Genomic DNA, 21,716 nt, shown 5'->3' on the forward strand with positions numbered 1-21,716 from the left:
GCGCCCTTTGCCGCACAGGAAAATTGACTTATGACCCGAAGAGCTGGGCGATTGAGCTAGACAAAGAAAAGCGCAAAAAAATCCCTGAAGCCTTATGCTTCAGGGGTTTTTTTATTTGCGCAATGAGCCAAGTTCAGAGGCAATAGCCTGCATTTCATTCGGGCTGAAATTGTCGCGGTTTTTAACCATTTCGTAAATTTCACGCAAGTCCTCGTACTCAGAAGAGTTGAAGTGCTCGGCTTTCATTGCATCGACGTTGACCATGCGCAGTTTCGTTTTTATTTCCTCAATCATAAAATCGACGTTCTCAGGTGACTGTTTGGATAAATCCATGATCCATTCCTGCCTTTCGGGTGGGTATGCTTTATCATTTCATTATTCAAATGGAATGTCAATTGCCAGAGCGAGCCTGTTCTTTCTCTTCTTTGATCTTCGCCGTGATTTTCTTCGTCTCGTAAACGATGACGCCAGAAAGTCCGAGAAGACCGATCAAGTTCGGGAATGCCATTAAGCCGTTCATGACATCTGAGAAGGTCCAGACGACATCAAGTGAGACCGTCGCGCCGACAAAGACCATCGCAACGAACGCGATGCGGTAGACAATCAATAGGCTTGGGTTCTTGAAGAGATACTGGAAACATTTCTCGCCGTAATAAGACCAGCCGATGATGGTCGAAGAAGCGAAGAAAACCAAACCAATTGCTACGATGTAAGGGCCAACTCCTCCAAGGAACTGCTCGAATGCGGCGGTCGTGAGTGCTGCGCCTTCAAGACTGTCATCCTTATACAAACCGGACATGACAATCGTGATACCAGTAATCGAACAGATGATCAAAGTGTCGAACAGTACTTGAGTCATCGAGACCAACGCTTGGCGGCCAGGCATATCGGTTTTTGCCGCTGCCGCCGCAATCGGTGCAGAACCAAGGCCGGCTTCGTTGGAGAAGACGCCTCGTGCTACACCGTAGCGGATCGCAGCGCCAATCGCGCCACCCACCGCAGCTTCACCAGTGAAAGCCGCGCTGAAGATCGTGCCAAGTGCTGCAGGGATAAGGTCCATATTAAGAATCATGATGATGATTCCGGCAATGATATAGAATAAGGCCATAAATGGTACAAAGAATGCTGTAACTTTACCGATTGTCTTGATCCCGCCGATGATGACAACGGCAGCGAAGATCGTCAAGATGATACCTGTAATCCATGTTGGCACAGAAAAAGTATCGCGTACGACAGATGCGACAGAATTGGACTGTGTGCCGTTTCCGATACCGAACGCTGCGATAGCGCCGAATACGGCGAATAGTACGGCCAGCCATTTCTGTTTCAGGCCGTGTTCAAGATAATACATCGGCCCGCCCGCCATTTGGCCTTTAGCGTCCACAATCCGGTATTTAACAGCGAGGACGGCTTCACCGTATTTTGTTGCCATCCCGAAGAATGCAGAAAACCACATCCAGAAAACAGCTCCAGGACCGCCGAGAATGACTGCTGTTGCCACCCCGACAATATTTCCTGTCCCGACTGTCGCAGCCATAGCCGTCGACAAAGCTTGGAAATGGGAAATATCACCCTCTGCATCTTTATCCGGGTTTTTACTAAACGTTAGCTTTAATGCATATGGCAATAAGCGCAATTGCAAAAGCCCTAGCCGGACCGTCAAGAAAATCCCAGTCCCTACCAATAGAATCAAAAGCGGCGGCCCCCATACGTAACCACTGACCGTACCTAGAAATTCCGTTAATGCTTCCATCTGATCTCCCCCTCATTGTTGCTTTTTTTTTAGGAATAATTCCTCCTGTAGAGTTAATATTCCGAAAGTTTGGTGGCAGAGTCAAGTTATTTTTAAAAAATAATTTGATAAGTGTTTAGATTTTCAAGGAAGAGGGAAAAAATCGAAGTATGACAGAAACAATATTCACACTAGGAGGAATTTGGAATGAGCCAAAACAAATTGATGACAGGAATAGTAGTAGGCGCGGCTGTAGGAGCGCTAGTTTCATTATTGGACCGCAACACGCGTGAAGATGTGATGGATAAATCGAAAAGAGCGAGTGATAGTGCGAAATACTATGCCAGCAATAAAGATGAGTTGAAATCTGCTTTTAAAGAACAGGCGGAACGTGCCCAAAATCTGTACGCGCGTATTTCTGAAGACGCTGCATATGTAGGTGGAAAAGTAGAGCAAGTGAGAAAATTAGTGCCGGAAGTGAAAGAAGTGGCGCAAGATGCGAGAGGCGCCGTGATGGAAACGAAAGAAGCGGTTGTCGAATCTAAAGATGATGTCCTATCAGCAGTGAAAGAAGACAACCCATCACCGAGTTCTTCATTGACGGACGATTCATCTTCTGACAACTCGAACAACACGTACAACCCGAACCGCAACTGAGCGGGATCGGATCATGGCAAGATCCAATAAGAATGCGCGCTCTCAAGTACAAAAGCCGAAATATGATGTGCTGACTGGCCGTGGTTTTATAAAAGAATTAGCGATACGGATTAAAGACGTCGATGTGCAGGGACTCGGAGCGCAATTGGCGTTTTTTTTCCTATTATCGATTTTTCCGCTGTTGATTTTCCTTGTCAACTTATTGCCCTATTTAAATTTGCCTAGAGAAGAAGTCTTTACATTCATGGAAAATGTGATCCCTGGGGAAGTATATGTATTAGTCGAACAGACTTTGAACGAAATCCTCACCAATCAAAACGGCGGCTTGCTATCGTTTGGTGTATTTGCAACGATTTGGTCAGCGAGCCTGGGCATGGATGCATTGATCAAATCCTTAAATGCGACCTACCGTGTAAAGGAAAGCCGCCCGCTATTGCTGGCAAGAGGCATGTCGATTTTAATGACGATTCTGTTAATCATCATGCTGGTCGTGGCGCTCGCCTTGCCGATATTCGGCAAACAAATCGGATTGTTTTTCTTTGCCTTCCTCGGATTGGAAGAAGGGTTCTTGGAATTGTGGGGAATGATCCGCTTCACCATTCCGGCCTTGATCACCTTTGTTGTGTGCGCTGTCATTTACTGGCTTGCGCCCAATGTGCGCATCAGTTTTAAGACGGTGCTGCCGGGAGCGGCGTTCGCTTCGCTCGGCTGGCTTTTACTGTCTTACTTGTTCTCCATCTATATCAATAATTTCGGCAATTTCTCAGCTACTTACGGCAGCATTGGCGGAATAATCCTATTATTGCTTTGGCTGTATTTATCAGCGATGTTGTTGATTATCGGAGGGCAATTAAATGCCGTCATGCAAGGCAGGAGACATTCTAGAAAACGACTCAAGCAAAAAAAGGCGGCTCTTCCCGGAAAATAAGGGAGAGCCGCCTTTTAGTTTAGGCAATCAAACATTGCGGTTAAGCATGCGCAATCCATTTAAGATGACTAGGATGGTGCTGCCTTCATGGCCAATGACGCCTAGCGGCAGAGAAATGGCCTGGAAAAAATTCGAGAAAATAAGCACGAGAATGACAGCAACTGAGAAAAAGACATTTTGTTTAACGATGTGCTGCATTTTTTTAGCCAGTCGGATTGAGTAAGAAATCCGGGACAAATCATTTTTCATCAAAATGACGTCTGCGGTTTCTAATGCGATGTCTGTTCCTTCGCCCATGGCGATGCCGGTTGTTGCAGTTGCAAGAGCAGGAGCGTCGTTGATGCCGTCTCCTGTCATTGCTACATATTTATATTTGGCGAGTAACTTTTTTAAGTGCTGGACTTTGTCGCCTGGCAAGCATTCGGCAATGTATTCATCAACACCGGTTTCTTCTGCAATAGCTTTTGCGGTTTTTCGGTTATCACCAGTCAACATAATGCAATAGATGCCGCGGTCTTGAAGTTCGGCAATGGTGGATTTGGTAATATCGCGAACGGTGTCTTTAAGCGCCATCGCAGCCAATATGCCATGGCCGTCGCTGATAAATGTGACGGTTTTCCCTTGGTTCGCCAAAACGGCCAGAATTCCGTTTTCGAAAGCGTAGGCTTCTTCTTCACCGACAAATCCGGGCTTGCCGACCAAGATTTCATCGCTTGCGAAGTGCGTCTTCAAACCGTTACCTGGAACATCCACCACTTGCAAACCGCGCAGTGGTTCAATTCCTTGTTGAATAACAAAATCGGTAATTGCTTTGGCGAGTGGATGATTTGATTGTGATTCGATTCCAGCGACTAAGGCCATCACCTCCTCGCGATTTGCATCACGGCGGATAACAAAATCAGTCACTTCGGGTTTGCCGCGCGTCAAGGTGCCGGTTTTATCGAAAGCGATGGCTTTGATGACGCTCAAATTCTCTAAATGTGCACCCCCCTTAAAAATCACGCCGCTTTTAGCGCCATTTGAAACGGCGGCGAGCGTAGCGGGCATAATGGATGCGACCAATGCACAAGGTGAAGCTACGACAAGCAACACCATGGCCCGGTAAAGGGTTTCATTCCAACTCCACCCCATCAAAAAATGTGGAAGGAACAACATCAGCACGAAGACCATCAAGACGACTTTAACGTAACGGCCTTCAAAGCGTTCGATAAATTGTTGAGAGGGAGACTTCTCGCTTTCTGCGGATTGTACGAGTTCAATGATTTTTTGGAACATGGTTTCTGAACTTGGTTTGGTCATGACCATGGTAATTGAGCCGGACAAATTAACAGTGCCCGCAAATAAATTATCGCGCGCGTATTTGGATACTGGAATCGCTTCACCACTGATGGCAGACTCATCAACAGCAGTCTGTCCAGTATGGACTTCGCCATCGACAGGGAATCGTTCACCCGGACGGACGGAGATTAAGTCCCCGGTATTCAATTCACCGACCGGAACACGCACGGTCTCGCCGGAATCTTTTAATAACCATGCTTCATCTGGTTGCATCTCCATGAGAGCAGACAATTCTTTTCGGCTTTTGTTCATCGTATAGGTTTCTAGGGCGCCGCTTAATGCAAAAATGAAGATCAAGATGGCGCCTTCTGTCCAGTAACCAATAACGGATGCGCCGATCGCTGCTAAAATCATCAGAAATTCGACGTTTAACTCTTTGTCTTCGATGGTTTTTTTGATGCCGTACTTGGCCTTGGCGTATCCGCCAATAACGAACGCCAGCAAATAAACAATCACTGATGGCAGAGCGATATCCTGCAATTCCAGGATGTAGGCAATGATAATCAGAACTCCGGATAACACCGCAGCTATCAATTCGATATGAGGCCGAACTTTTCTCCACATAGCCATCCCTCCATAAAAAGCCGATTAATGATTATTGCCAGTTTACCATAGGAATCCGCGGCTAGATGGAAGGGGGGATTGTTATCTGTTATTTAAATCATTCTCTCGATTATAAGGACAGAAAAAAGCCCTGAGGCTTCAGTAGAAGCGTCAGGGCTTGGGAATTATTCGCTTTCAGTTTCAGGGCGGTTTTTGAATTGCTGCATTTTAGTATCCAGGTCATCAACCATGGCAATCAGTCGGTCGATATCTTCAAGCTCGGTGCTTTCTGGTTCGATGGCATCTAACACATCGAGGAACATGCTGAGCCTTTGTTTCATATATGTTACTTGCTGTTCCTTATCTGTAATGGATTTTCCCATTGAGTACACCTCATTTCCAATGTTTATAGTAGCTGATACGGGGACGAATATCAATAGAGGTGCTGTTTTAGAGAAAAAATACTAAAATCATTAATTGAATATTTACACTATTCGATTAATGTGTTATAGTTGCATCAATCCTTTACGAGGGGAGGACATGACGAATCTCCAAACCAAAAAAGTACACGATAGAAAGAGGAGGCGATTCGAGCATTTAGGTGGAGTCACCGATAGTGCGATTATGGAAACGACCTGTAAACATAAAACATAAAGGCTCAGCCCGCAATCTGCCAAGCAGAAACGGACTGAGCCTTTTATGTGGTTAAACGATCTCATAGGTTTCGATAATGTCGATGGAATCTTCGACCGACCGGACCATGGAGCAGTTTTTTCGAGTCAATTCCATCACACGCGGCATTTTAGCTTCCTTGATATCGCCTTTAATGCGGAAATGCAAATGGACTTTTGAAACGCGGTCCGCTTCTTCAGCGACACGGACGATTTCTTTTACTTCCACCTCGATATCTTGTGCCGGCATGCGTTGCTTATCCAAGACCTTGCGGATGATTCCTGCGCTGCAAATGGCAAGCGAAGAGACCAGCAATTGATAAGGCCGGAATCCGTGTTCTTCATTAGTGGATACGTGGAGCTCGCCGAATGGCAGATGCCCGGTAAATCCGTGTTCATTCATGGAAAATTTCATCTTGTAACGCCTCCTTATGTTAGAATTGTAGCGGAAACTTCGAAAAATAGAAAAGAACGTGCTCGTTCGGGGAGGCATTATGAAACATTTCTTATCAAGCGAACGTGCCCGCTTTTGGATTTTGGTTGCCATTGTGTCGATTTCCGGATTCTCACAAGGCATGTTATTGCCGCTGATTGCCGTCATTTTTGAACAAGACGGCGTATCGTCTGCTTTAAATGGCCTCAGTGCCACAGGATTATACATAGGAATCATCGTTGTTGCACCGTTTATGGAGCCGCAGTTGAGAAAATTCGGGTTTAAACCACTTATTTTGGTTGGCGGGGCAATGGTCATTCTGGCCTTGCTGTCGTTTCCATTATGGAAAAGCGTGTTGTTTTGGTTTGTCTTGCGCATTCTGATTGGTGTTGGGGACCAAGCGCTGCATTTTTCAACGCAGACTTGGATCACCAGCACGTCGCCTCACCATAAACTTGGCCGCAATATTGCGATCTATGGCATGTCGTTCAGTGTCGGCTTTGGCGCAGGGCCATTGTTTGTGCCGCTTGTCCAAGTGTTCGAGGCCTTGCCGTTCATCATTTCTGGAGGACTTTGTTTGATCGCTTGGTCGTTGGTGTTTTTTCTGCGCAATGATTTTCCGGAGTATTCCGCTAGTTCGATGGGCGCCAAAGGAACTTTGCAACGCTTTCGGACAGCGCTTATCATCGGCTGGGTCGCCTTTTTGCCGCCGCTTGGCTACGGATTTTTGGAAGCGTCACTCAGCGCGATTTATCCAGTCTATGCCTTGCGCCAGTCGTTTGATATTAGCATGGTCTCTTATATTCTTGCCGCATTTTCCGTCGGTGCGATAGCCACTCAATTGCCGCTCGGTGAACTGAGTGACCGCATCGGCCGAAAAAAAGTCCTGATGCTGGCACTTAGTGGCGGGGGCGTATCGTTTTTAGTGGCGACTTTCGTCGAATCGAATGCTTGGCTCACACTTATCTTATTCATGGTGGCCGGCATGTTTGTCGGCTCGACGTTTTCCCTTGGCATTTCCTATATGACAGATTTGATGCCAAAAGAATTGTTGCCAACGGGTAATTTATTATGCGGAGTAGCTTTCAGCGTCGGCAGTTTGATAGGCCCGGCAGCAGGCGGCATGTTCTTAGAAGTCACTGAGCAGTTGAGTTTCCTGTTGTTGATTACAGGCATTCTACTGACCTTGTTCACCATCATTGCGTTCAAGGGTCCCAAAAAACGAATCGTGTGATTGCATGCAAAAAAGGTGTCCAGAGCAAATGCTCCGGACACCTTTTTTCATCCATTATTTCAATACTAATAAGCACACCGCTTCAACTTGAGAAGTCTGCGGGAACATATCGATTGGCTGGATGTATTCAACTCGGTAGATTTTCGTCAACTGCTGCAAGTCTTTTGCGAGTGTCGACGGATTGCAGGACGTATAGACAAAACGTTTTGGTTTTACTTTCAAAATGGTTTTCAATAGGGGATCTGCAAGCCCGGTGCGCGGCGGGTCGACTGTTAAGACATCCGGCACATAGCCTTCTTTGCGCCAAGTTTCGAGCCATTTTTCAGCCGTTCCTGTTACGTAAGTTGCTGGATGGCCTTGTTTTTTCGCATTGGCTTTCGCATCGGCAACGCTTTCCGGAATGGTGTCCATGCCGCGGATTTCACGTGCGGAATCCGCTAGCCACAAGCCAATCGTGCCCACGCCGCAATAAGCATCAACGACGGATTCTTTGCCCGTCAATTTCGCTGCCCGTTTGATTTCATCATAGAGCTTCACGGTTTGTTCCGGGTTTAATTGGAAAAACGCACGGGCTGACAAGTCGAATGACAATTCGCCGAGTTCTTCATGGATGGTCGGTTTACCGAACAGCGTACGTGTTGTTTCACCGAATACGAGTGAAGTTTTCTCGGCATTAACATTTTGAACGATGGACACCAAGTTCGGATCGATTGCGCTCAGGCGTTCGACGAGTACTTTCTCTTTCGGAATATCTTTGCGTGTCGTGATGAGTACGAGTTGAATCTCACCAGTTTTAACCGCCGTACGCACAGCGATGGTCCGAACGAGCCCTTTCATCGACTTGCCATCATAAATGGACAAGTTCAATTCTTCGATAATGCGTTTTGCAGCATTGGTAATTTTCACTGTATCCGGGTGCTGGACGAGACATTGTTCGATATCGAGCAGCTGTTGTGAGCCTTCGGCAAACAAACCGGCCATCACTTTGCCATCTTTCTTGCGTGTTTGGAACTGGCTTTTATTACGGTAATGCCATGGATCTTCCATACCGATTGTCTCGCGCACTTGAATATCCGTACCGCGCAAATAGCGGTCCAGTGATTGCAGCACCAAATCACGTTTTTCGACAAGCTGTTGGCTGTAAGTCAAATGCTGCAATTGGCAGCCGCCGCATGTCTCAAAAATCGGGCATGGTGGCGTCTGGCGGTGCGGAGAGGGTTTGCGGATCTTCAATATTCGTGCTTGTGCAAAATTGTGTTTCACAATTGTTACTTGAGCGGTCACTTCTTCGCCAGGCAGCGCACCTGGAACAAATACGACATTGCGTTTGAAAAAGCCGACACCTTCTCCGTTGATGCCGAGCTTTTTAATGGTTAAAGGGAATTTCTGTCCCATTTCAATGATTGGTTTTTCAGTCATGCAGGTCACGTCCTTCAGTTGGTCATCCCATCATTATACGCTTATTTGTATAGGTCAGCCAGTGCTTCTGGCAAATTCGGGAATTCAAACTTGAATCCATGGTCGAGAAGAACGGTTGGCAGCGCGCGCTGTCCTTCGAGCACGAGCCTGCTTTTATCGCCGAGTGCAGCTTTCAGTGCAAACGAAGGAGCAGGAATCCAGTGTGGCCTGCCGAGTGCCCGGCCGATTTCCTTGCCGACCGCTTTCATACGCTGTGGATTCGGCGCTGTCACATTGAATGGGCCTGTGAGTTCTTTCTGTTCAATAGCGAACAGGATTGCGCGCGCCGCATCGCGGACGTGGATCCATGACAGCCATTGCCTGCCAGTGCCGACTGTGCCGCCGGCGTATAACTTATACGGTAGCGCCATTAACGGCAGTGCACCTTGGTCTTTTCCAAGCAAAATGCCGAGACGTGCATATGCTGTTCGGACGCCGTCAATTTGCGCTTGTTCGGCAAGACCTTCCCAAGCGAGCACTGTTTCAGCCAGAAAATCATTGCCGTATTCGCGGTCGGCTTCCGTGTACGTTTTATGTTCAGAAGCCGGATAGATCCCGACAGCGCTTGCATTAACAAGCACTTCCGGTTTTTGTTCAAGCGCTGAGAGGATGCGCAGCACTTCTTTCGTCGCCGAGACACGGCTGTCGTAAATTTTCTTTTTTTGCTTGTCTGTCCACAGTCCGTCATTGATTGATGTGCCGGCCAAATTGACAAGCGCATCGATGCCTTCAAGCTGTGCTTCAGGATACGCTCCATCAGACAGCCAACGGACATATGTGATACCCTGTTCTTTCGGTTTATCTGAACGTGTTAAAATAAACACTTCATGGCCTTTTTCTTGCAGCAGTTCCGTCAAGACAGAACCGAGAAACCCGGTGCCGCCCGTTATCGCTATTTTCATTTTCATCGCCTCCATGTTTATCCCATACCCAATTCGAGCGAAGCATATGCCAAGAGGGCGCTCAAAGTGTATAATAGAAGAAGAAGCGAGGGGAAATTGATGCCGATCATTACGAAAATAACCCGCGGAAAAAACAATCCGGAACGCTATAATATTTACCTGGAAGAAAAATTTGCGTTCAGTGTCGACGAAACTTTGATCATCCGCTATCAATTGACCAAAGGCAAAGAACTTGACCAGTGGACGATCGAAGAAATGAACTTTGAGGATGAAGTCCGAAAAGCGTTCAATAAGGCCTTGCATTACCTCGGCTTCCGCATGCGCAGTGAAGGTGAAGTTCGCAAAAAGCTGAAAGAAAAGGAATTCGGCGAAGCCGTCATCGATGAAGCGGTCAAAAAATTGTATGAACTCAGCTTTCTCGATGACCAGCAATTTTCAGAGGCACTGCTCCGGACACAAATTAAATCCGGAAAAAAAGGCCCTCGTGCGATCCAGCAGGACATGCAAAAGAGAGGAATTGATAAGGCTATGCAAAAAGATGTCTTAACAAACTACACGGAAGAAGAGCAACTCGAAGTTGCCACAGGCCTTGCGGAAAAAATCGCTGCAAAAGAACAGTCGAAAACCCCGAGCCAGGTCAAGCAGAAAATCAATGACTCGCTAATGAGAAAAGGTTATCCCTATCCAATCATTAAGCAAGCCATTGAGACCTTGGACCTTGAACGCGACGGCGATCAATGGCTTGATAGCGTCCGTCAACAAGGGGATAAATTATGGCGCAAACATGAAAGTAAATTATCGGGAAATGACCTTAGCCGGAAAGTGAAACAAGGGCTCTACCAGAAAGGCTTCCCAGGTGATGTGATTAGCCAGTACATCGAAGAAAAGGAGTTTGAAGATGAGTGAACATAAACCCTACTCACAAATGGACGAGACGGAATTGCGCAATGAAATCGCCCGTCTGAAAGAAAAAGCACGCAAAGCGGAGCAACTCGGCATTGTGAACGAGTTCGCGGTGCTCGAACGCAAAGCCATTATGGCGGCGTCGTTCCTGCTCGATCCCAGTGACTTTAAACCTGGGGAAGTATACCGCGTAGAGGGCGATCCGAACGTCTATTTTCAGATTGATTATTTAAAAGGCAATTTTGCATGGGGTTACCGCATGGGCGGCGACAAGTACACAGAAGCGCTGCCGATTTCCATGCTGCGCCCATTGAAGGAAGGGAAGTGAATCGATGAAGGAAGTTATTGAACAATTAATCATCGAATTAAGAGAAAAAAACCCGGAGCTGTCGGATGACAAAGCCCGGACATGGATCGAGTTATTGGTATCTGACTTTGAATCGTCGTATGCGAAGGCTGGGTACGATTACCAAGGCACGGCAGTCGTCGAAAAAGTTGTTCGCCAGTGGATTGAAAGTTACGGCGACAAGATTCACGAATTTGCAGGAAACAATCCGAAATACGCACACCTTTTGCACGATTCGTAAACACTAAAAAAACGGCCAGGAGATATCCCTGGCCGTTTTTTATATTCAGTTATGGCTGAAATCGAGCTTTTTCCTCAATTTGTCTTCGCTGAAAATCCACCCTGTATAAGAGTTCAGGATATTATGGTCTTCATCGAGATGGGCCACGGCGACAAATGGATAATAATCATTGCTGCGATAACGCAAATCAATCAAACGCACTTCGAAAATGTCTCCATATTGGTTGATCTCCCAGCGGTATAGCGGGGAAAACGACACAAAGGCGTCCAAGTTCTTGTCTTTCATCGCCGTCTGGATCAAAGCATTTTCAGGCATCGGTTTCTTCAAAAACTTGTCGTAGATGTTGATCGAACGCCCATAAGCCTGGCCGACATAATGGTGACGGTCGGTGTCAGCGGCGATGCGCCACTGGAAATAGCGCATGGTCGGTGCGACAAAGACATCGTTGGTACCTGGAATCGTATTGCGTATCGCTTGTTTGATCGCCGCTTGTAGCGCGAACCTGGAGACGTAATAGAAGAACAAGAGGATATACAAAATGCTCATTGTCCACACCGGATCGGCTCCGAAGGCCCAAATCATTAACGCTACGACATGTGCGCTGAAAATAATCGGGTCAAACGTATTGATGACGCCAAGCGCCACCCAATGGTTGGAAAATGGCCGCAGCGCCTGCGTGCCGTATGAATTGAAAATATCGACAAAGACATGCAAAAATACAGCAAGAAATGTCCATAGCCATAAATGAAGAAGATTAGCTTCCGGGAAAATAAGGTAGATGGCACCTGAAAGTAATAAAGGCCACGATAGTACAGCTGGCACCGAATGCGTGATGCCTCGGTGGTGGCGTATATAAACCGCATTGTCACGCAGTTTCAAGACGGTATCGATATCGGGGATTTGTGAACCGATAATGGTGCCTGTCATAACGGCAGTCCATGTGGCTGGATGGGCGGCGACAACCGGGTCAGCCATTGCCAAACCGCCGAGTGCAATGCCCATCACGATATGTGTTCCTGTATCCATCGACGCATCCCCCTTTGTTGCGAGCGTTTATAATATCTTGTCAGCTCGCCATTTGATAAAATAAGCATATTCCTTAAGTATACATACCCGCTTCGGGCCCGGAATAATCAGTATGAACGGAGGCAGTAAACATAAATATGGATAAGCAGCAATTTCAGCAGGACTTAATCGGCTGGTTCCAAAAAGAACAGCGCGACCTGCCGTGGAGACGCACAGCCGACCCTTACCAAATCTGGATTTCCGAGGTCATGTTGCAGCAGACAAGAGTTGATACGGTTATCCCTTATTATAAACGCTTTGTCGAGAAATTTCCCACTGTTGAATCTTTGGCAGGGGCGGAAGAAGAGAGCTTATTGAAGCTTTGGGAAGGGCTTGGTTACTATTCGCGCGCCCGTAATCTCCAAGCCGGGGTGCGTGAAGTCGCTGAGCAATACGGCGGCATCGTGCCATCAACGCGCAAAGAAATTTCGTCTTTAAAAGGCGTCGGGCCATATACGGCAGGCGCTGTTTTGAGCATTGCGTACGGGGTACCGGAACATGCTGTCGACGGTAATGTCATGCGCGTGTTGAGCCGCATCCTATTGATCGACGAAGACATCGCCAAGCCGAAGACGCGAAAAGTATTCGAACAGGCGGTAACAGAATTGATCAGCCATGAAGATCCATCGTCTTTCAATCAGGGATTGATGGAACTTGGTGCGCTCATTTGTACACCGACATCGCCGAAATGTTTGTTATGTCCGGTACGCGATCATTGCAGCGCCTTCCATGAAGGAAAAGAAACTGAACTACCTGTTAAAACAAAGGCCAAGAAAACCCGTGCCGCGAATTTCACCATGGCGGCAATTCGAAGCGGAGATAAAATTTTGATGGAGCAGCGGCCGGCGAAAGGGTTGCTTGCAGGCATGTGGCAATACCCAATGCTCGAGCTGACAGCACCTCTCGAAGTAGACAAAGTTGGCGAATTGTACGCAGAAACATTGAATGGCTCACTTATGGATATAGAGAAAATTACCGCTTTCAAACATGTCTTTTCTCATTTAACATGGAATGTGGATGGCTATTTGGCCAAAGCGGAAGAATTCACGCCGCCCGAAAACATGAAATGGGTCACGCCTGAGCAATTGGAAAATCTGCCGATTGCCGGGCCTGGGCAAAAGATGAAGACTGCTTTAGAGCAAAGAGGAGATGTAGCAAAATGACAGAACAAAAAGTGGCGTTAGTAACAGGCAGCAGCCGTGGATTAGGGAAAGCGATGGCAATTGCCCTGGCGGAAGAAGGCTATGACATCGTTGTCAATTATGCGCGCAGCAAAACGGCTGCACTCGATACGGTAAAGGAAGTCGAAGCAAGAGGAAGAAAAGCGTTACTCGTTCGTGCTAATGTTGGAGATGTCGAGAAATTGCGCGGCATGTTCGAGACAATCAAAGAAGAATTCGGCCGTTTGGATGTATTTGTGTCCAATGCGGCGTCCGGCGTCTTGCGCCCAGTAATGGAACTAGAAGAATCGCACTGGGATTGGACGATGAACATCAATGCCAAAGCGATGCTGTTCGGCGCGCAAGAAGCGGCAAAATTGATGGATAAAGGCGGCAAGATCATCGGCATCAGCTCACTCGGCTCGATCCGTTATTTAGAGAACTATACGACGATTGGCGTTTCTAAAGCAGCGGTTGAATCCATTACGCGTTACCTGGCAGTGGAACTTGCGCCAAAAAATATTGCAGTTAATACCGTTTCTGGCGGTGCACTCGATACAGAAGCATTGAAGCATTTCCCGAACCGTGAAGAACTGCTTGGGGATGCGCGTGACAACACGCCAGCTGGGCGTATGGTCGAGATTGATGACATGGTGAAAACGGCAATGTTCCTTATTTCCGACCATGCCGATATGATCCGTGGGCAGACGATTATTGTTGATGGAGGTCGGTCTATCGTCATGTGATTCTCGCAACTTTCGGCTTATTGCTGTATGTTTTCAGAATTGATTGATATAATGAACGGGAGATAACATATAGTGACAGATAGACGAAAAGGTGGGATGGTGCATGGCGGTTCCTGCGGAGGGTGAAACAATCCAGATCCACAGTTACAAGCACAACGGACGCATCCACCGTGTCTGGCAGGAAACAACTGTACTGAAAGGGACGAACAATATTGTAATCGGCGCGAACGAACGCACGCTGGTGAGGGAATCGGACGGCAGGACATGGTTGACGCGAGAGCCATCAATCTGCTATTTCCATGCCGAACATTGGTTCAACATCATCTGCATGTTGCGTGACGACGGCGTCTATTATTATTGCAATATCAGCTCCCCGTTCGTCTACAATAATGGATCGTTGAAATACATCGATTATGACTTGGATGTAAAAGTGTTTCCGGATATGTCTTACACGCTGTTGGATGAAGACGAATACGAAGACCATAAGCGGCAAATGGGATACCCAGAAGTCATCGATCAAATACTCTACCGAAATGTGGACAAGCTGATCAGCTGGATCAAGCAAAGAAGAGGCCCTTTTGCCCAGGACTTTATCGAAGTATGGACGAGCCGGTATGAATTTCATAAGCATAACCGGATTCATGACTAACATGGAAAACCTGTTGCCTGCCAACAGGTTTTTCATTTTGAACAGAATGGAGTGAACAGTTTGAGCAGTATGAAACGCTATATGAAGTTCGTCAAGCCTTATTATTGGCAAATTGCCTTGACGATTTTCATCGGGATATTCAAGTTTGCGATTCCTCTTTTTATCCCTCTTTTAATCAAGATTGTCATTGATGATATCATCGGCGCAGAGGCATTATCGGATGCCGAAAAACTCAGCCAGCTTTACTTATGGCTTGGGGGCACGGCCATTGTCTTCTTCCTGTTGCGCCCGCCGATCGAATATTTCCGGCAGTATTATGCACAATATGTCAGCAATAAGATTCTCTACGATATCCGCGGCTATCTCTACAGCCATCTGCAACGTCTGAGCTTGCGCTATTACGCAAACACAAGAGCTGGGGAAATCATTTCGCGGGTTATCAATGATGTCGAGCAGACGAAAAACTTCGTCATGATTGGCTTGATGAACGTCTGGCTTGATGTGGCGACGATTCTCATCGCCATCATCATCATGCTGACGATGGACGTCTCCTTAACGATTGTTGCGCTGTTGGCGTTTCCGTTTTATGCATTCAGCGTCAAATACTTTTTCGGGCGCTTGCGCGATTTGACGCGCGACCGTTCCCAGGCGCTCGCCAATGTCCAAAGTTATTTGCATGAACGTGTGCAAGGCATGAGCATCATTAAAAGCTTTGCGCTGGAGAAACATGAACAAAAGATTTTCAACAACACGAACGATCAATTCCTGGAAAAAGCGATGGACCATACGAGATGGAATGCCAAAGCGTTCGCAGTCGTCAACACCATTACGGATGTAGCCCCGCTACTAGTCATTGGCTATGCCGGCTATCAGGTCATTCAAGGGAATTTGACGCTCGGGACGATGGTGGCGTTCATCGCCTATATCGAACGGCTCTACAATCCGCTGCGCCGTCTCGTCAACTCTTCGACGACGCTCGTCCAATCCCTCGCTTCAATGGACCGTGTTTTTGAAATGGTCGATGAGGAATACGACGTGACGGACAAAAAAGGCGCGCGGGAACTCGGGCGCGTCGACGGCAAGCTAGAGTTTCATAATGTTTCGTTCCACTACAATGATGGGGGAAGTGAAGTGCTGTCGAACCTCAACTTTATGGTCCGCCCAGGAGAGACCGTGGCATTTGTCGGTATGAGCGGCGGCGGTAAATCGACAATCGTCTCGCTTATCCCCAGATTTTACGATGTGACAGAAGGAACGATTCGCATGGATGGGCACGACTTGAAAGACGTCACAACTCATTCCTTACGCGACCAAATCGGCCTTGTGCTGCAGGATTCGATCCTATTCAGTGAATCGGTCAAAGAAAATATCTTGATGGGCAAACCCGATGCGAGCGACGCAGAAGTCATCGCAGCGGCAAAAGCAGCCAATGCCCATGAATTCATCTCAAACTTGCCAGAAGGCTACGACACGAAAGTCGGCGAGCGCGGCGTCAAATTATCTGGTGGCCAAAAACAACGTATCGCCATTTCACGAGTCTTCCTGAAAGACCCGGCAATTCTCATCTTGGATGAAGCCACATCCGCGCTCGATCTCGAAAGCGAAGCGCTGATCCAGGATTCCTTGGAGCGTCTGGCGCATGACCGTACAACATTGGTGGTTGCGCACCGCTTATCGACGATCACTCATGCAGACCAGATCTTGGTCATCGATAATGGCCAATTGGCTGAACAAGGCACGCATGATGAGCTATTGCAAAAACGCGGCGTCTATTACAAACTATTCCAAGTGCAGAACATAGGTTAATTATTTTAAGCTCCCCAATTATTGGGGAGCTTTTTTAATATGAAGGAAGGCTCACACCAATCTCCCAAAAACTATTGCATTACTACTAATATTACGTATAATGGAAACACGGAGAATGTTCTGAATAATTCAAAATGAAGAAGGAGGATCTCTATGGACGAACGTAAAACCATCTTGGATGTGAAAGGGCTGCGTACTTCCTTTTTCACGGATGATGGCGAAGTACCAGCAGTCGACAACGTGGATTTCCATATTCGCCAAGGCGAAGTGCTCGGCATCGTAGGAGAATCAGGCTGCGGCAAAAGCGTTACCTCATTGTCCATAATGGGGCTAGTGCCAAGTCCTCCAGGGAAGATCGTGAGCGGGGAAATTTTATTCCAAGATAAGGATTTGACCAAACTATCCGATAAAGAAATGCGCCAGATTCGAGGCGACGACATAGCGATGATTTTCCAGGAGCCAATGACTTCACTGAATCCGCTATTCACCATCGGCAATCAGTTGAGAGAAGCCTTGAAGATCCACAAAAAAGACTGGTCGAAAAGCCAGATTCAAGAACGCGCTGTCGAGATGATGAAACTGGTCGGCCTGCCGCGAGCAGAAGCTTTGCTTAACGAATATCCGCACCAATTATCTGGAGGGATGCGCCAACGCGTCATGATCGCGATGGCTTTGCTGTGCGATCCGAAAGTATTGATCGCCGACGAACCAACGACGGCGCTTGATGTGACGATTCAAGCCCAGATCCTTAAGTTGATCAAAAACTTGAACGAACGGCTTGATACAGCTGTCTTGCTGATCACCCATGACCTTGGGGTCGTCGCTGAAACATGCGAACGCGTCGTGGTCATGTATGCCGGAAAAGTTGTTGAAGAAGGGCCCGTACATACGATTTTTAACGATCCGCAGCATCCATATACACGAGGGCTGCTAGAAAGCGTACCGGATATGCGCTTCAAGAAAGAGCGCTTGTACTCTATTCCAGGAAACGTTCCGAAACCTGGATCCATCAAGACAGGCTGCAAATACGCAGCGCGTTGTGAGTTTGCATTCGATCGCTGCCGCGTAGAAGATCCTGAGTTGTATCAAACGGCAGAAGATCATAAGACGCGCTGTTTCCTATTCGATCCAAAGGAGGCCAAGCCGAATGACAGAACCGTTGTTGAAAGTTGAAGGCCTGAAGAAGTATTTCCCGATCACAGGCGGGATGCTTGGCCGTGTGAAAGGTCATGTCAAAGCGGTCGATGATATTTCATTCTATGTAAATGAAGGAGAGACGCTTGGCATCGTCGGCGAATCAGGTTGCGGCAAGTCAACGACCGGGCGTATGCTAATGCGTTTGCTCGACCCTACAGAAGGCAAAGTGACATTCGATGGACAGGAATTGACCAGTTTATCAGCGTCTGACATGCGCAAAGCAAGACGCGATATCCAAATGGTCTTCCAGGATCCTTATGCTTCGCTCAATCCACGCCATAGCATCGAGAAAATCTTGATGGAGCCGCTGAATGTACATAATATCGGCGACCCGAAAGAGCGGAAGCGGAAAGTCCATGAGTTTCTCGAAATCGTTGGGCTCAGCAGCTATCACGCGAAGCGTTATCCGCACCAATTCAGCGGCGGGCAACGACAGCGCATCGGCATCGCGCGGGCGCTCATGACCAATCCGAAGCTGATCATCGCTGATGAACCGGTCTCAGCACTCGATGTATCGATTCAAGCGCAAGTGCTCAATTTGATGCAGGATTTACAGCGCGACTTGAAATTGACTTACATATTCATCGCTCATGATTTGGGCGTCGTTCGCCATATCAGCGACCGTGTAGGGGTCATGTATTTGGGCAACATGGCGGAGCTAGCGGATACAGAAAGCCTGTATGAAAAGCCGCTTCACCCTTATACGCAAGCGCTGCTATCGGCAGTGCCGGTGCCGGACCCTGATTTTGTCCGCGAAGAAGTAGTGATCAAAGGGGATGTGCCAAGTCCGGCCAACCCGCCATCCGGCTGCCGCTTCCATACGCGCTGCCCATTCAAAATGGATATTTGCTCACAGGAGATTCCGCGGTTTGCGGAAGTTGAACCAGGTCATTCTGTGGCTTGCCACCTCTATGAGGAATGCAGGCCGCAATGATAATAAAAAAACAAAATGGAGGGGTTATTTTGGGGAAAAAGAAAATTTTATCACTCGCTTTCCTGATGCTGCTTTTGCTGTCGACAGCGCTTTACGGCTGTTCAGGCGGTGATTCAGAATCAGACGGAGAAGGTGGAGATTCAGAATCAGGCGGCGAAAAAGTGCTGATCTTCGGCCGTGGCGGCGACTCAGTATCACTGGATCCAATTTCGGTTACAGATGGAGAGTCTTTCAAAGTAACGAAAAACATCTTTGACACATTGATCAATTTCGGCGAGCAAGATACAGAGATTGAAGCAGGACTTGCTAGCGATTGGCAAGCAGAAGAAGATGGATTGACTTACACGTTCCAATTGCAAGAAGGCGTCACGTTCCATGATGGGACAGATTTCAACGCAGAAGCAGTTGTCGCGAACTTTGACCGCTGGGCTGCTGGAGATGCAGACCAATTCCCGTACTATAAATCAATGTTTGGCGGATTCGGCGATGAAGAAGAACACGTCATCGAATCGGTTGAAGCGACTGGCGATTACGAAGTCGTGATTAAATTGAAACGCCCGCAAGCACCATTCTTGAAAAACTTGGCGATGAGCCCGTTTGGCATCGCTTCACCAACTGCATTTGAAGAAGCCGGTGAATCATTCGGCGACAATCCTGTCGGAACCGGTCCATTCCAATTTGTTGAATGGAAGCGCAACGATACCGTAACAATCGAAAAATTCGATGATTATTGGGTGGATGGAGAGCCGAAACTCGACCAAGTCGTGTTCCGTGCGATTCCGGATAACTCAGCTCGCTTGAATGCCCTATTGTCTGGCGAAATCGATTTGGCTGATGGCATTACACCATCTGACGCTGAAACGATTGAAAGCGATGAAAACCTTCAATTGTTCGAACGCCCATCGATGAACGTCGGCTACCTTGGCTTGACGACGACTCGTGAGCCATTCGACGATCCGAAAGTCCGCCAGGCGATGAACCATGCGATCGACCGCCAGGCACTTGTAGATTCATTCTATGAAGGCCGCGCAGAAGTCGCGAAAAACCCGATGCCTCCGGTAATCAGCGGTTACAACGACAGCATTGAAGGCTATGAATACGATCCTGAAAAAGCAAAAGAACTATTGGCTGAAGCAGGACTTGAAGATGGATTCACGATGGAACTATGGGCAATGCCAGTTCCGCGTCCATACATGCCAGATGGCCAAAAAGTAGCGGAAGCAATCCAAAGTGATTTGGCAGAAGTCGGCATTACAGCTGAAATCGTTTCGTTCGAGTGGGCAACATACCTCGAAAAAGCGGCAGCAGGTGAAGCGGATGCATTCCTTCTTGGTTGGACAGGCGATAACGGCGATGCCGATAACTTCCTGTATGTATTGCTTGACCAAGACAACATTGGATCAAACAACTACACATACTACGAAAACCAGGAACTTCACGATCTATTGATCGAAGCACAGACAGAAGTTGATGAAGATGCCCGCAATGAATTGTATATGCAGGCTCAGGAAATCATCCACGAAGATGCTCCATGGGTACCACTTGCGCACTCTACACCGCTTCTTGCTGGTGGGACAAACGTAATCGACTTTAAAGCGCATCCAACTGGCTCTGATAAACTGGCATCAGTAGATTTGGAGTAGGCATTTCTTTGGGGGGAGAGGTCATACTGATTTCTCCCCCTTTTTCAATACATAACGCAATTGAGATGGAGAGGTGAAGAAGATGCTTCACTATATCGGGCAACGGCTTTTGCAATTGATTCCTGTATTGCTTGGAATGACGTTTATCGTCTTTATGATCATCCGGGCGATTCCAGGCGATCCAGCACAAGTCATCCTTGGGCAACAAGCATCCGAAGAAGCAATTAAAGCATTACGGACCAGTCTAGGGCTTGATAACCCCTGGTATATCCAATATTTCGACTACTTAAAAGGCCTCATTACAGGGGACATGGGGGAGTCATTGCGTACACGTTCTCCTGTTTCTGAAGAAATTTGGCCCTATTTGGCGGCAACATTTGAATTGTCTTTATTTGCGATCATCATTGCCGTAGTGATCGGTATTAACGCAGGCATCATCTCGGCATGGTTCCAAAATTCATGGTTTGACTATTTGGCAATGATTTTGGCTTTGATTGGTGTATCCATGCCAATCTTCTGGCTCGGACTCATGAACCAATGGATCTTCTCCATTGAACTCGGCATATTGCCGACAACAGGACGTGAAAACGTCAGGGATCCAATCGATAATATCACCAATTTTTATGTGTTGGACACGCTTATCCAAGGCGATTTCAACCAGCTTGCCACCGTGTTGAAACATTTGGTGCTGCCGGGTACGGCGCTTGCGACCATTCCGATGGCAATCATCGCACGGATGACGCGCTCATCGATGCTAGAAGTCATGCGTTCAGATTATGTTCGGACAGCTCGGGCTAAAGGCGTCAAGATGTTCTGGGTCGTCTATAAACACGCATTAAAAAATGCGATCATTCCCGTCCTTACGATCATCGGCTTGCAAATGGGCTTGCTGCTCGGCGGCGCGATATTGACAGAGACCATTTTCGGATGGCCAGGCATCGGGCGCTATATTTATGAAGCGATCGGGTTCCGTGATTACCCAGTTATCCAATCCGGTATTCTAGTCGTCGCATTTATCTTCGTTATGATCAATCTTATCGTCGATTTGCTTTACGGCTTGGTCGATCCAAGGATCAAATATGATTAGGAAGGGGGAGGAGCAAATTGGCAGAAACAACAGCAGATAAGCA

Annotated in this window: 22 protein-coding genes; 14 read left to right on the forward strand and 8 right to left on the reverse strand. The window is 47.5% G+C overall.

Annotation, left to right across the window (positions count from 1 at the left end; all coding sequences use genetic code 11):
• Positions 1–111: 111 nt before the first annotated feature.
• Positions 112–333: a DUF1128 domain-containing protein gene (locus AY633_RS15535; protein WP_068489107.1), complete on the reverse strand. Its 222-nt coding sequence runs from the start codon at positions 331–333 to the stop codon at positions 112–114.
• A gap of 58 nt (positions 334–391) precedes the next feature.
• Positions 392–1,753 carry an alanine/glycine:cation symporter family protein gene (locus AY633_RS15540; RefSeq protein WP_068489108.1) on the reverse strand — a complete coding sequence of 454 codons (1,362 nt, stop codon included), beginning with the start codon at positions 1,751–1,753 and terminating at the stop codon, positions 392–394.
• A gap of 186 nt (positions 1,754–1,939) precedes the next feature.
• Here AY633_RS15540 and AY633_RS15545 point away from each other — a divergent pair, with 186 nt between their 5' ends.
• On the forward strand, positions 1,940–2,389 hold the full coding sequence (locus AY633_RS15545) for a YtxH domain-containing protein (RefSeq protein ID WP_068489109.1): 450 nt from the start codon (positions 1,940–1,942) through the stop codon (positions 2,387–2,389).
• A 13-nt stretch (positions 2,390–2,402) separates the two neighbouring features.
• A complete protein-coding gene (locus tag AY633_RS15550) occupies positions 2,403–3,317 on the forward strand; it encodes a YihY/virulence factor BrkB family protein (RefSeq protein WP_068489110.1) in 915 nt (304 codons plus the stop codon).
• A 27-nt stretch (positions 3,318–3,344) separates the two neighbouring features.
• On the opposite strand, the gene AY633_RS15555 is transcribed toward AY633_RS15550, so the two are convergent.
• The 3 genes from AY633_RS15555 to AY633_RS15565 all read right to left on the reverse strand — a co-directional run bounded on the left by AY633_RS15555 (position 3,345) and on the right by AY633_RS15565 (position 6,284).
• The gene (locus AY633_RS15555; protein WP_390176124.1) at positions 3,345–5,219 is read right to left on the reverse strand and encodes a heavy metal translocating P-type ATPase; all 1,875 of its coding nucleotides are present in this window, start codon (positions 5,217–5,219) and stop codon (positions 3,345–3,347) included.
• A gap of 164 nt (positions 5,220–5,383) precedes the next feature.
• Positions 5,384–5,581, reverse strand: a complete 198-nt coding sequence (locus AY633_RS15560; RefSeq protein WP_068489112.1) for an SE1561 family protein — start codon at positions 5,579–5,581, stop codon at positions 5,384–5,386.
• 322 nt (positions 5,582–5,903) lie between these two features.
• Complete coding sequence (locus AY633_RS15565; RefSeq protein ID WP_068489113.1) at positions 5,904–6,284, reverse strand: OsmC family protein; 381 nt, start codon at positions 6,282–6,284, stop codon at positions 5,904–5,906.
• 79 nt (positions 6,285–6,363) lie between these two features.
• On the opposite strand from AY633_RS15565, the gene AY633_RS15570 reads away from it, so the two are divergent.
• Entirely contained in the window at positions 6,364–7,536 is a 1,173-nt protein-coding gene (locus AY633_RS15570; RefSeq protein ID WP_068489114.1) for an MFS transporter, read from the forward strand.
• A 54-nt stretch (positions 7,537–7,590) separates the two neighbouring features.
• On the opposite strand, the gene rlmD is transcribed toward AY633_RS15570, so the two are convergent.
• Both rlmD and AY633_RS15580 read right to left on the reverse strand, forming a co-directional pair.
• The gene (gene rlmD, locus AY633_RS15575) at positions 7,591–8,955 is read right to left on the reverse strand and encodes a 23S rRNA (uracil(1939)-C(5))-methyltransferase RlmD (protein WP_068489115.1); all 1,365 of its coding nucleotides are present in this window, start codon (positions 8,953–8,955) and stop codon (positions 7,591–7,593) included.
• Between the two features lie 41 nt (positions 8,956–8,996).
• On the reverse strand, positions 8,997–9,896 hold the full coding sequence (locus AY633_RS15580; protein WP_068489116.1) for a TIGR01777 family oxidoreductase: 900 nt from the start codon (positions 9,894–9,896) through the stop codon (positions 8,997–8,999).
• A gap of 99 nt (positions 9,897–9,995) precedes the next feature.
• On the opposite strand from AY633_RS15580, the gene recX reads away from it, so the two are divergent.
• From recX to AY633_RS15595, 3 genes are read left to right on the forward strand one after another with little or no spacing between them, the layout of a single operon-like run.
• Positions 9,996–10,802, forward strand: coding sequence for a recombination regulator RecX (gene recX, locus AY633_RS15585; RefSeq protein WP_068461178.1), 807 nt, complete (start codon positions 9,996–9,998; stop codon positions 10,800–10,802).
• Positions 10,795–11,127 (forward strand): YfhH family protein, encoded by a 333-nt coding sequence (locus AY633_RS15590; RefSeq protein WP_068461179.1) that lies wholly within the window; start codon positions 10,795–10,797, stop codon positions 11,125–11,127. Before recX ends, AY633_RS15590 begins: the two co-directional genes overlap by 8 nt.
• A 4-nt stretch (positions 11,128–11,131) precedes the next feature.
• Entirely contained in the window at positions 11,132–11,386 is a 255-nt protein-coding gene (locus AY633_RS15595; RefSeq protein WP_068461180.1) for a YfhJ family protein, read from the forward strand.
• 45 nt (positions 11,387–11,431) lie between these two features.
• On the opposite strand, the gene AY633_RS15600 is transcribed toward AY633_RS15595, so the two are convergent.
• Positions 11,432–12,412: a metal-dependent hydrolase gene (locus tag AY633_RS15600; protein ID WP_068489117.1), complete on the reverse strand. Its 981-nt coding sequence runs from the start codon at positions 12,410–12,412 to the stop codon at positions 11,432–11,434.
• A gap of 137 nt (positions 12,413–12,549) precedes the next feature.
• Here AY633_RS15600 and mutY point away from each other — a divergent pair, with 137 nt between their 5' ends.
• The 8 genes from mutY (at position 12,550) to AY633_RS15640 (ending at position 21,673) form a co-directional block, all read left to right on the forward strand.
• Entirely contained in the window at positions 12,550–13,614 is a 1,065-nt protein-coding gene (gene mutY / locus AY633_RS15605; RefSeq protein WP_082799264.1) for an A/G-specific adenine glycosylase, read from the forward strand.
• Positions 13,611–14,357 (forward strand): enoyl-[acyl-carrier-protein] reductase FabL, encoded by a 747-nt coding sequence (fabL, locus tag AY633_RS15610; protein ID WP_068489118.1) that lies wholly within the window; start codon positions 13,611–13,613, stop codon positions 14,355–14,357. Before mutY ends, fabL begins: the two co-directional genes overlap by 4 nt.
• Positions 14,358–14,460: 103 nt before the next feature.
• Positions 14,461–15,006, forward strand: a complete 546-nt coding sequence (ntdP, locus tag AY633_RS15615) for a nucleoside tri-diphosphate phosphatase (RefSeq protein ID WP_068489119.1) — start codon at positions 14,461–14,463, stop codon at positions 15,004–15,006.
• 60 nt (positions 15,007–15,066) lie between these two features.
• A complete protein-coding gene (locus AY633_RS15620; RefSeq protein ID WP_068489120.1) occupies positions 15,067–16,812 on the forward strand; it encodes an ABC transporter ATP-binding protein in 1,746 nt (581 codons plus the stop codon).
• 153 nt (positions 16,813–16,965) lie between these two features.
• A complete protein-coding gene (locus AY633_RS15625) occupies positions 16,966–17,985 on the forward strand; it encodes an ABC transporter ATP-binding protein (RefSeq protein ID WP_068489121.1) in 1,020 nt (339 codons plus the stop codon).
• The gene (locus AY633_RS15630) at positions 17,960–18,943 is read left to right on the forward strand and encodes an ABC transporter ATP-binding protein (RefSeq protein WP_068489122.1); all 984 of its coding nucleotides are present in this window, start codon (positions 17,960–17,962) and stop codon (positions 18,941–18,943) included. Before AY633_RS15625 ends, AY633_RS15630 begins: the two co-directional genes overlap by 26 nt.
• Before the next feature lie 29 nt (positions 18,944–18,972).
• Positions 18,973–20,586 carry an ABC transporter substrate-binding protein gene (locus tag AY633_RS15635; protein ID WP_068489123.1) on the forward strand — a complete coding sequence of 538 codons (1,614 nt, stop codon included), beginning with the start codon at positions 18,973–18,975 and terminating at the stop codon, positions 20,584–20,586.
• Positions 20,587–20,668: 82 nt separating this feature from the next.
• A complete protein-coding gene (locus tag AY633_RS15640; protein WP_068489124.1) occupies positions 20,669–21,673 on the forward strand; it encodes an ABC transporter permease in 1,005 nt (334 codons plus the stop codon).
• Positions 21,674–21,716: the final 43 nt, after the last annotated feature.

Source organism: Planococcus maritimus, assembly GCF_001592825.1.
Lineage (GTDB): Bacteria > Bacillota > Bacilli > Bacillales_A > Planococcaceae > Planococcus > Planococcus maritimus_C.

Coding starts and splice junctions, on each gene's coding strand:
- AY633_RS15555 (WP_390176124.1), bottom strand. CDS start 5,219: ATGTGGAGAAAAGTTCGGCCTCATATCGAATTGATAGCTGCGGTGTTA.
- AY633_RS15565 (WP_068489113.1), bottom strand. CDS start 6,284: ATGAAATTTTCCATGAATGAACACGGATTTACCGGGCATCTGCCATTC.
- recX (WP_068461178.1), top strand. CDS start 9,996: ATGCCGATCATTACGAAAATAACCCGCGGAAAAAACAATCCGGAACGC.
- AY633_RS15595 (WP_068461180.1), top strand. CDS start 11,132: ATGAAGGAAGTTATTGAACAATTAATCATCGAATTAAGAGAAAAAAAC.
- fabL (WP_068489118.1), top strand. CDS start 13,611: ATGACAGAACAAAAAGTGGCGTTAGTAACAGGCAGCAGCCGTGGATTA.
- AY633_RS15630 (WP_068489122.1), top strand. CDS start 17,960: ATGACAGAACCGTTGTTGAAAGTTGAAGGCCTGAAGAAGTATTTCCCG.
- AY633_RS15570 (WP_068489114.1), top strand. CDS start 6,364: ATGAAACATTTCTTATCAAGCGAACGTGCCCGCTTTTGGATTTTGGTT.
- AY633_RS15550 (WP_068489110.1), top strand. CDS start 2,403: ATGGCAAGATCCAATAAGAATGCGCGCTCTCAAGTACAAAAGCCGAAA.
- AY633_RS15540 (WP_068489108.1), bottom strand. CDS start 1,753: ATGGAAGCATTAACGGAATTTCTAGGTACGGTCAGTGGTTACGTATGG.
- AY633_RS15590 (WP_068461179.1), top strand. CDS start 10,795: ATGAGTGAACATAAACCCTACTCACAAATGGACGAGACGGAATTGCGC.
- AY633_RS15560 (WP_068489112.1), bottom strand. CDS start 5,581: ATGGGAAAATCCATTACAGATAAGGAACAGCAAGTAACATATATGAAA.
- mutY (WP_082799264.1), top strand. CDS start 12,550: ATGGATAAGCAGCAATTTCAGCAGGACTTAATCGGCTGGTTCCAAAAA.
- AY633_RS15545 (WP_068489109.1), top strand. CDS start 1,940: ATGAGCCAAAACAAATTGATGACAGGAATAGTAGTAGGCGCGGCTGTA.
- AY633_RS15625 (WP_068489121.1), top strand. CDS start 16,966: ATGGACGAACGTAAAACCATCTTGGATGTGAAAGGGCTGCGTACTTCC.
- rlmD (WP_068489115.1), bottom strand. CDS start 8,955: ATGACTGAAAAACCAATCATTGAAATGGGACAGAAATTCCCTTTAACC.
- AY633_RS15535 (WP_068489107.1), bottom strand. CDS start 333: ATGGATTTATCCAAACAGTCACCTGAGAACGTCGATTTTATGATTGAG.
- AY633_RS15640 (WP_068489124.1), top strand. CDS start 20,669: ATGCTTCACTATATCGGGCAACGGCTTTTGCAATTGATTCCTGTATTG.
- AY633_RS15580 (WP_068489116.1), bottom strand. CDS start 9,896: ATGAAAATAGCGATAACGGGCGGCACCGGGTTTCTCGGTTCTGTCTTG.
- AY633_RS15600 (WP_068489117.1), bottom strand. CDS start 12,412: ATGGATACAGGAACACATATCGTGATGGGCATTGCACTCGGCGGTTTG.
- ntdP (WP_068489119.1), top strand. CDS start 14,461: ATGGCGGTTCCTGCGGAGGGTGAAACAATCCAGATCCACAGTTACAAG.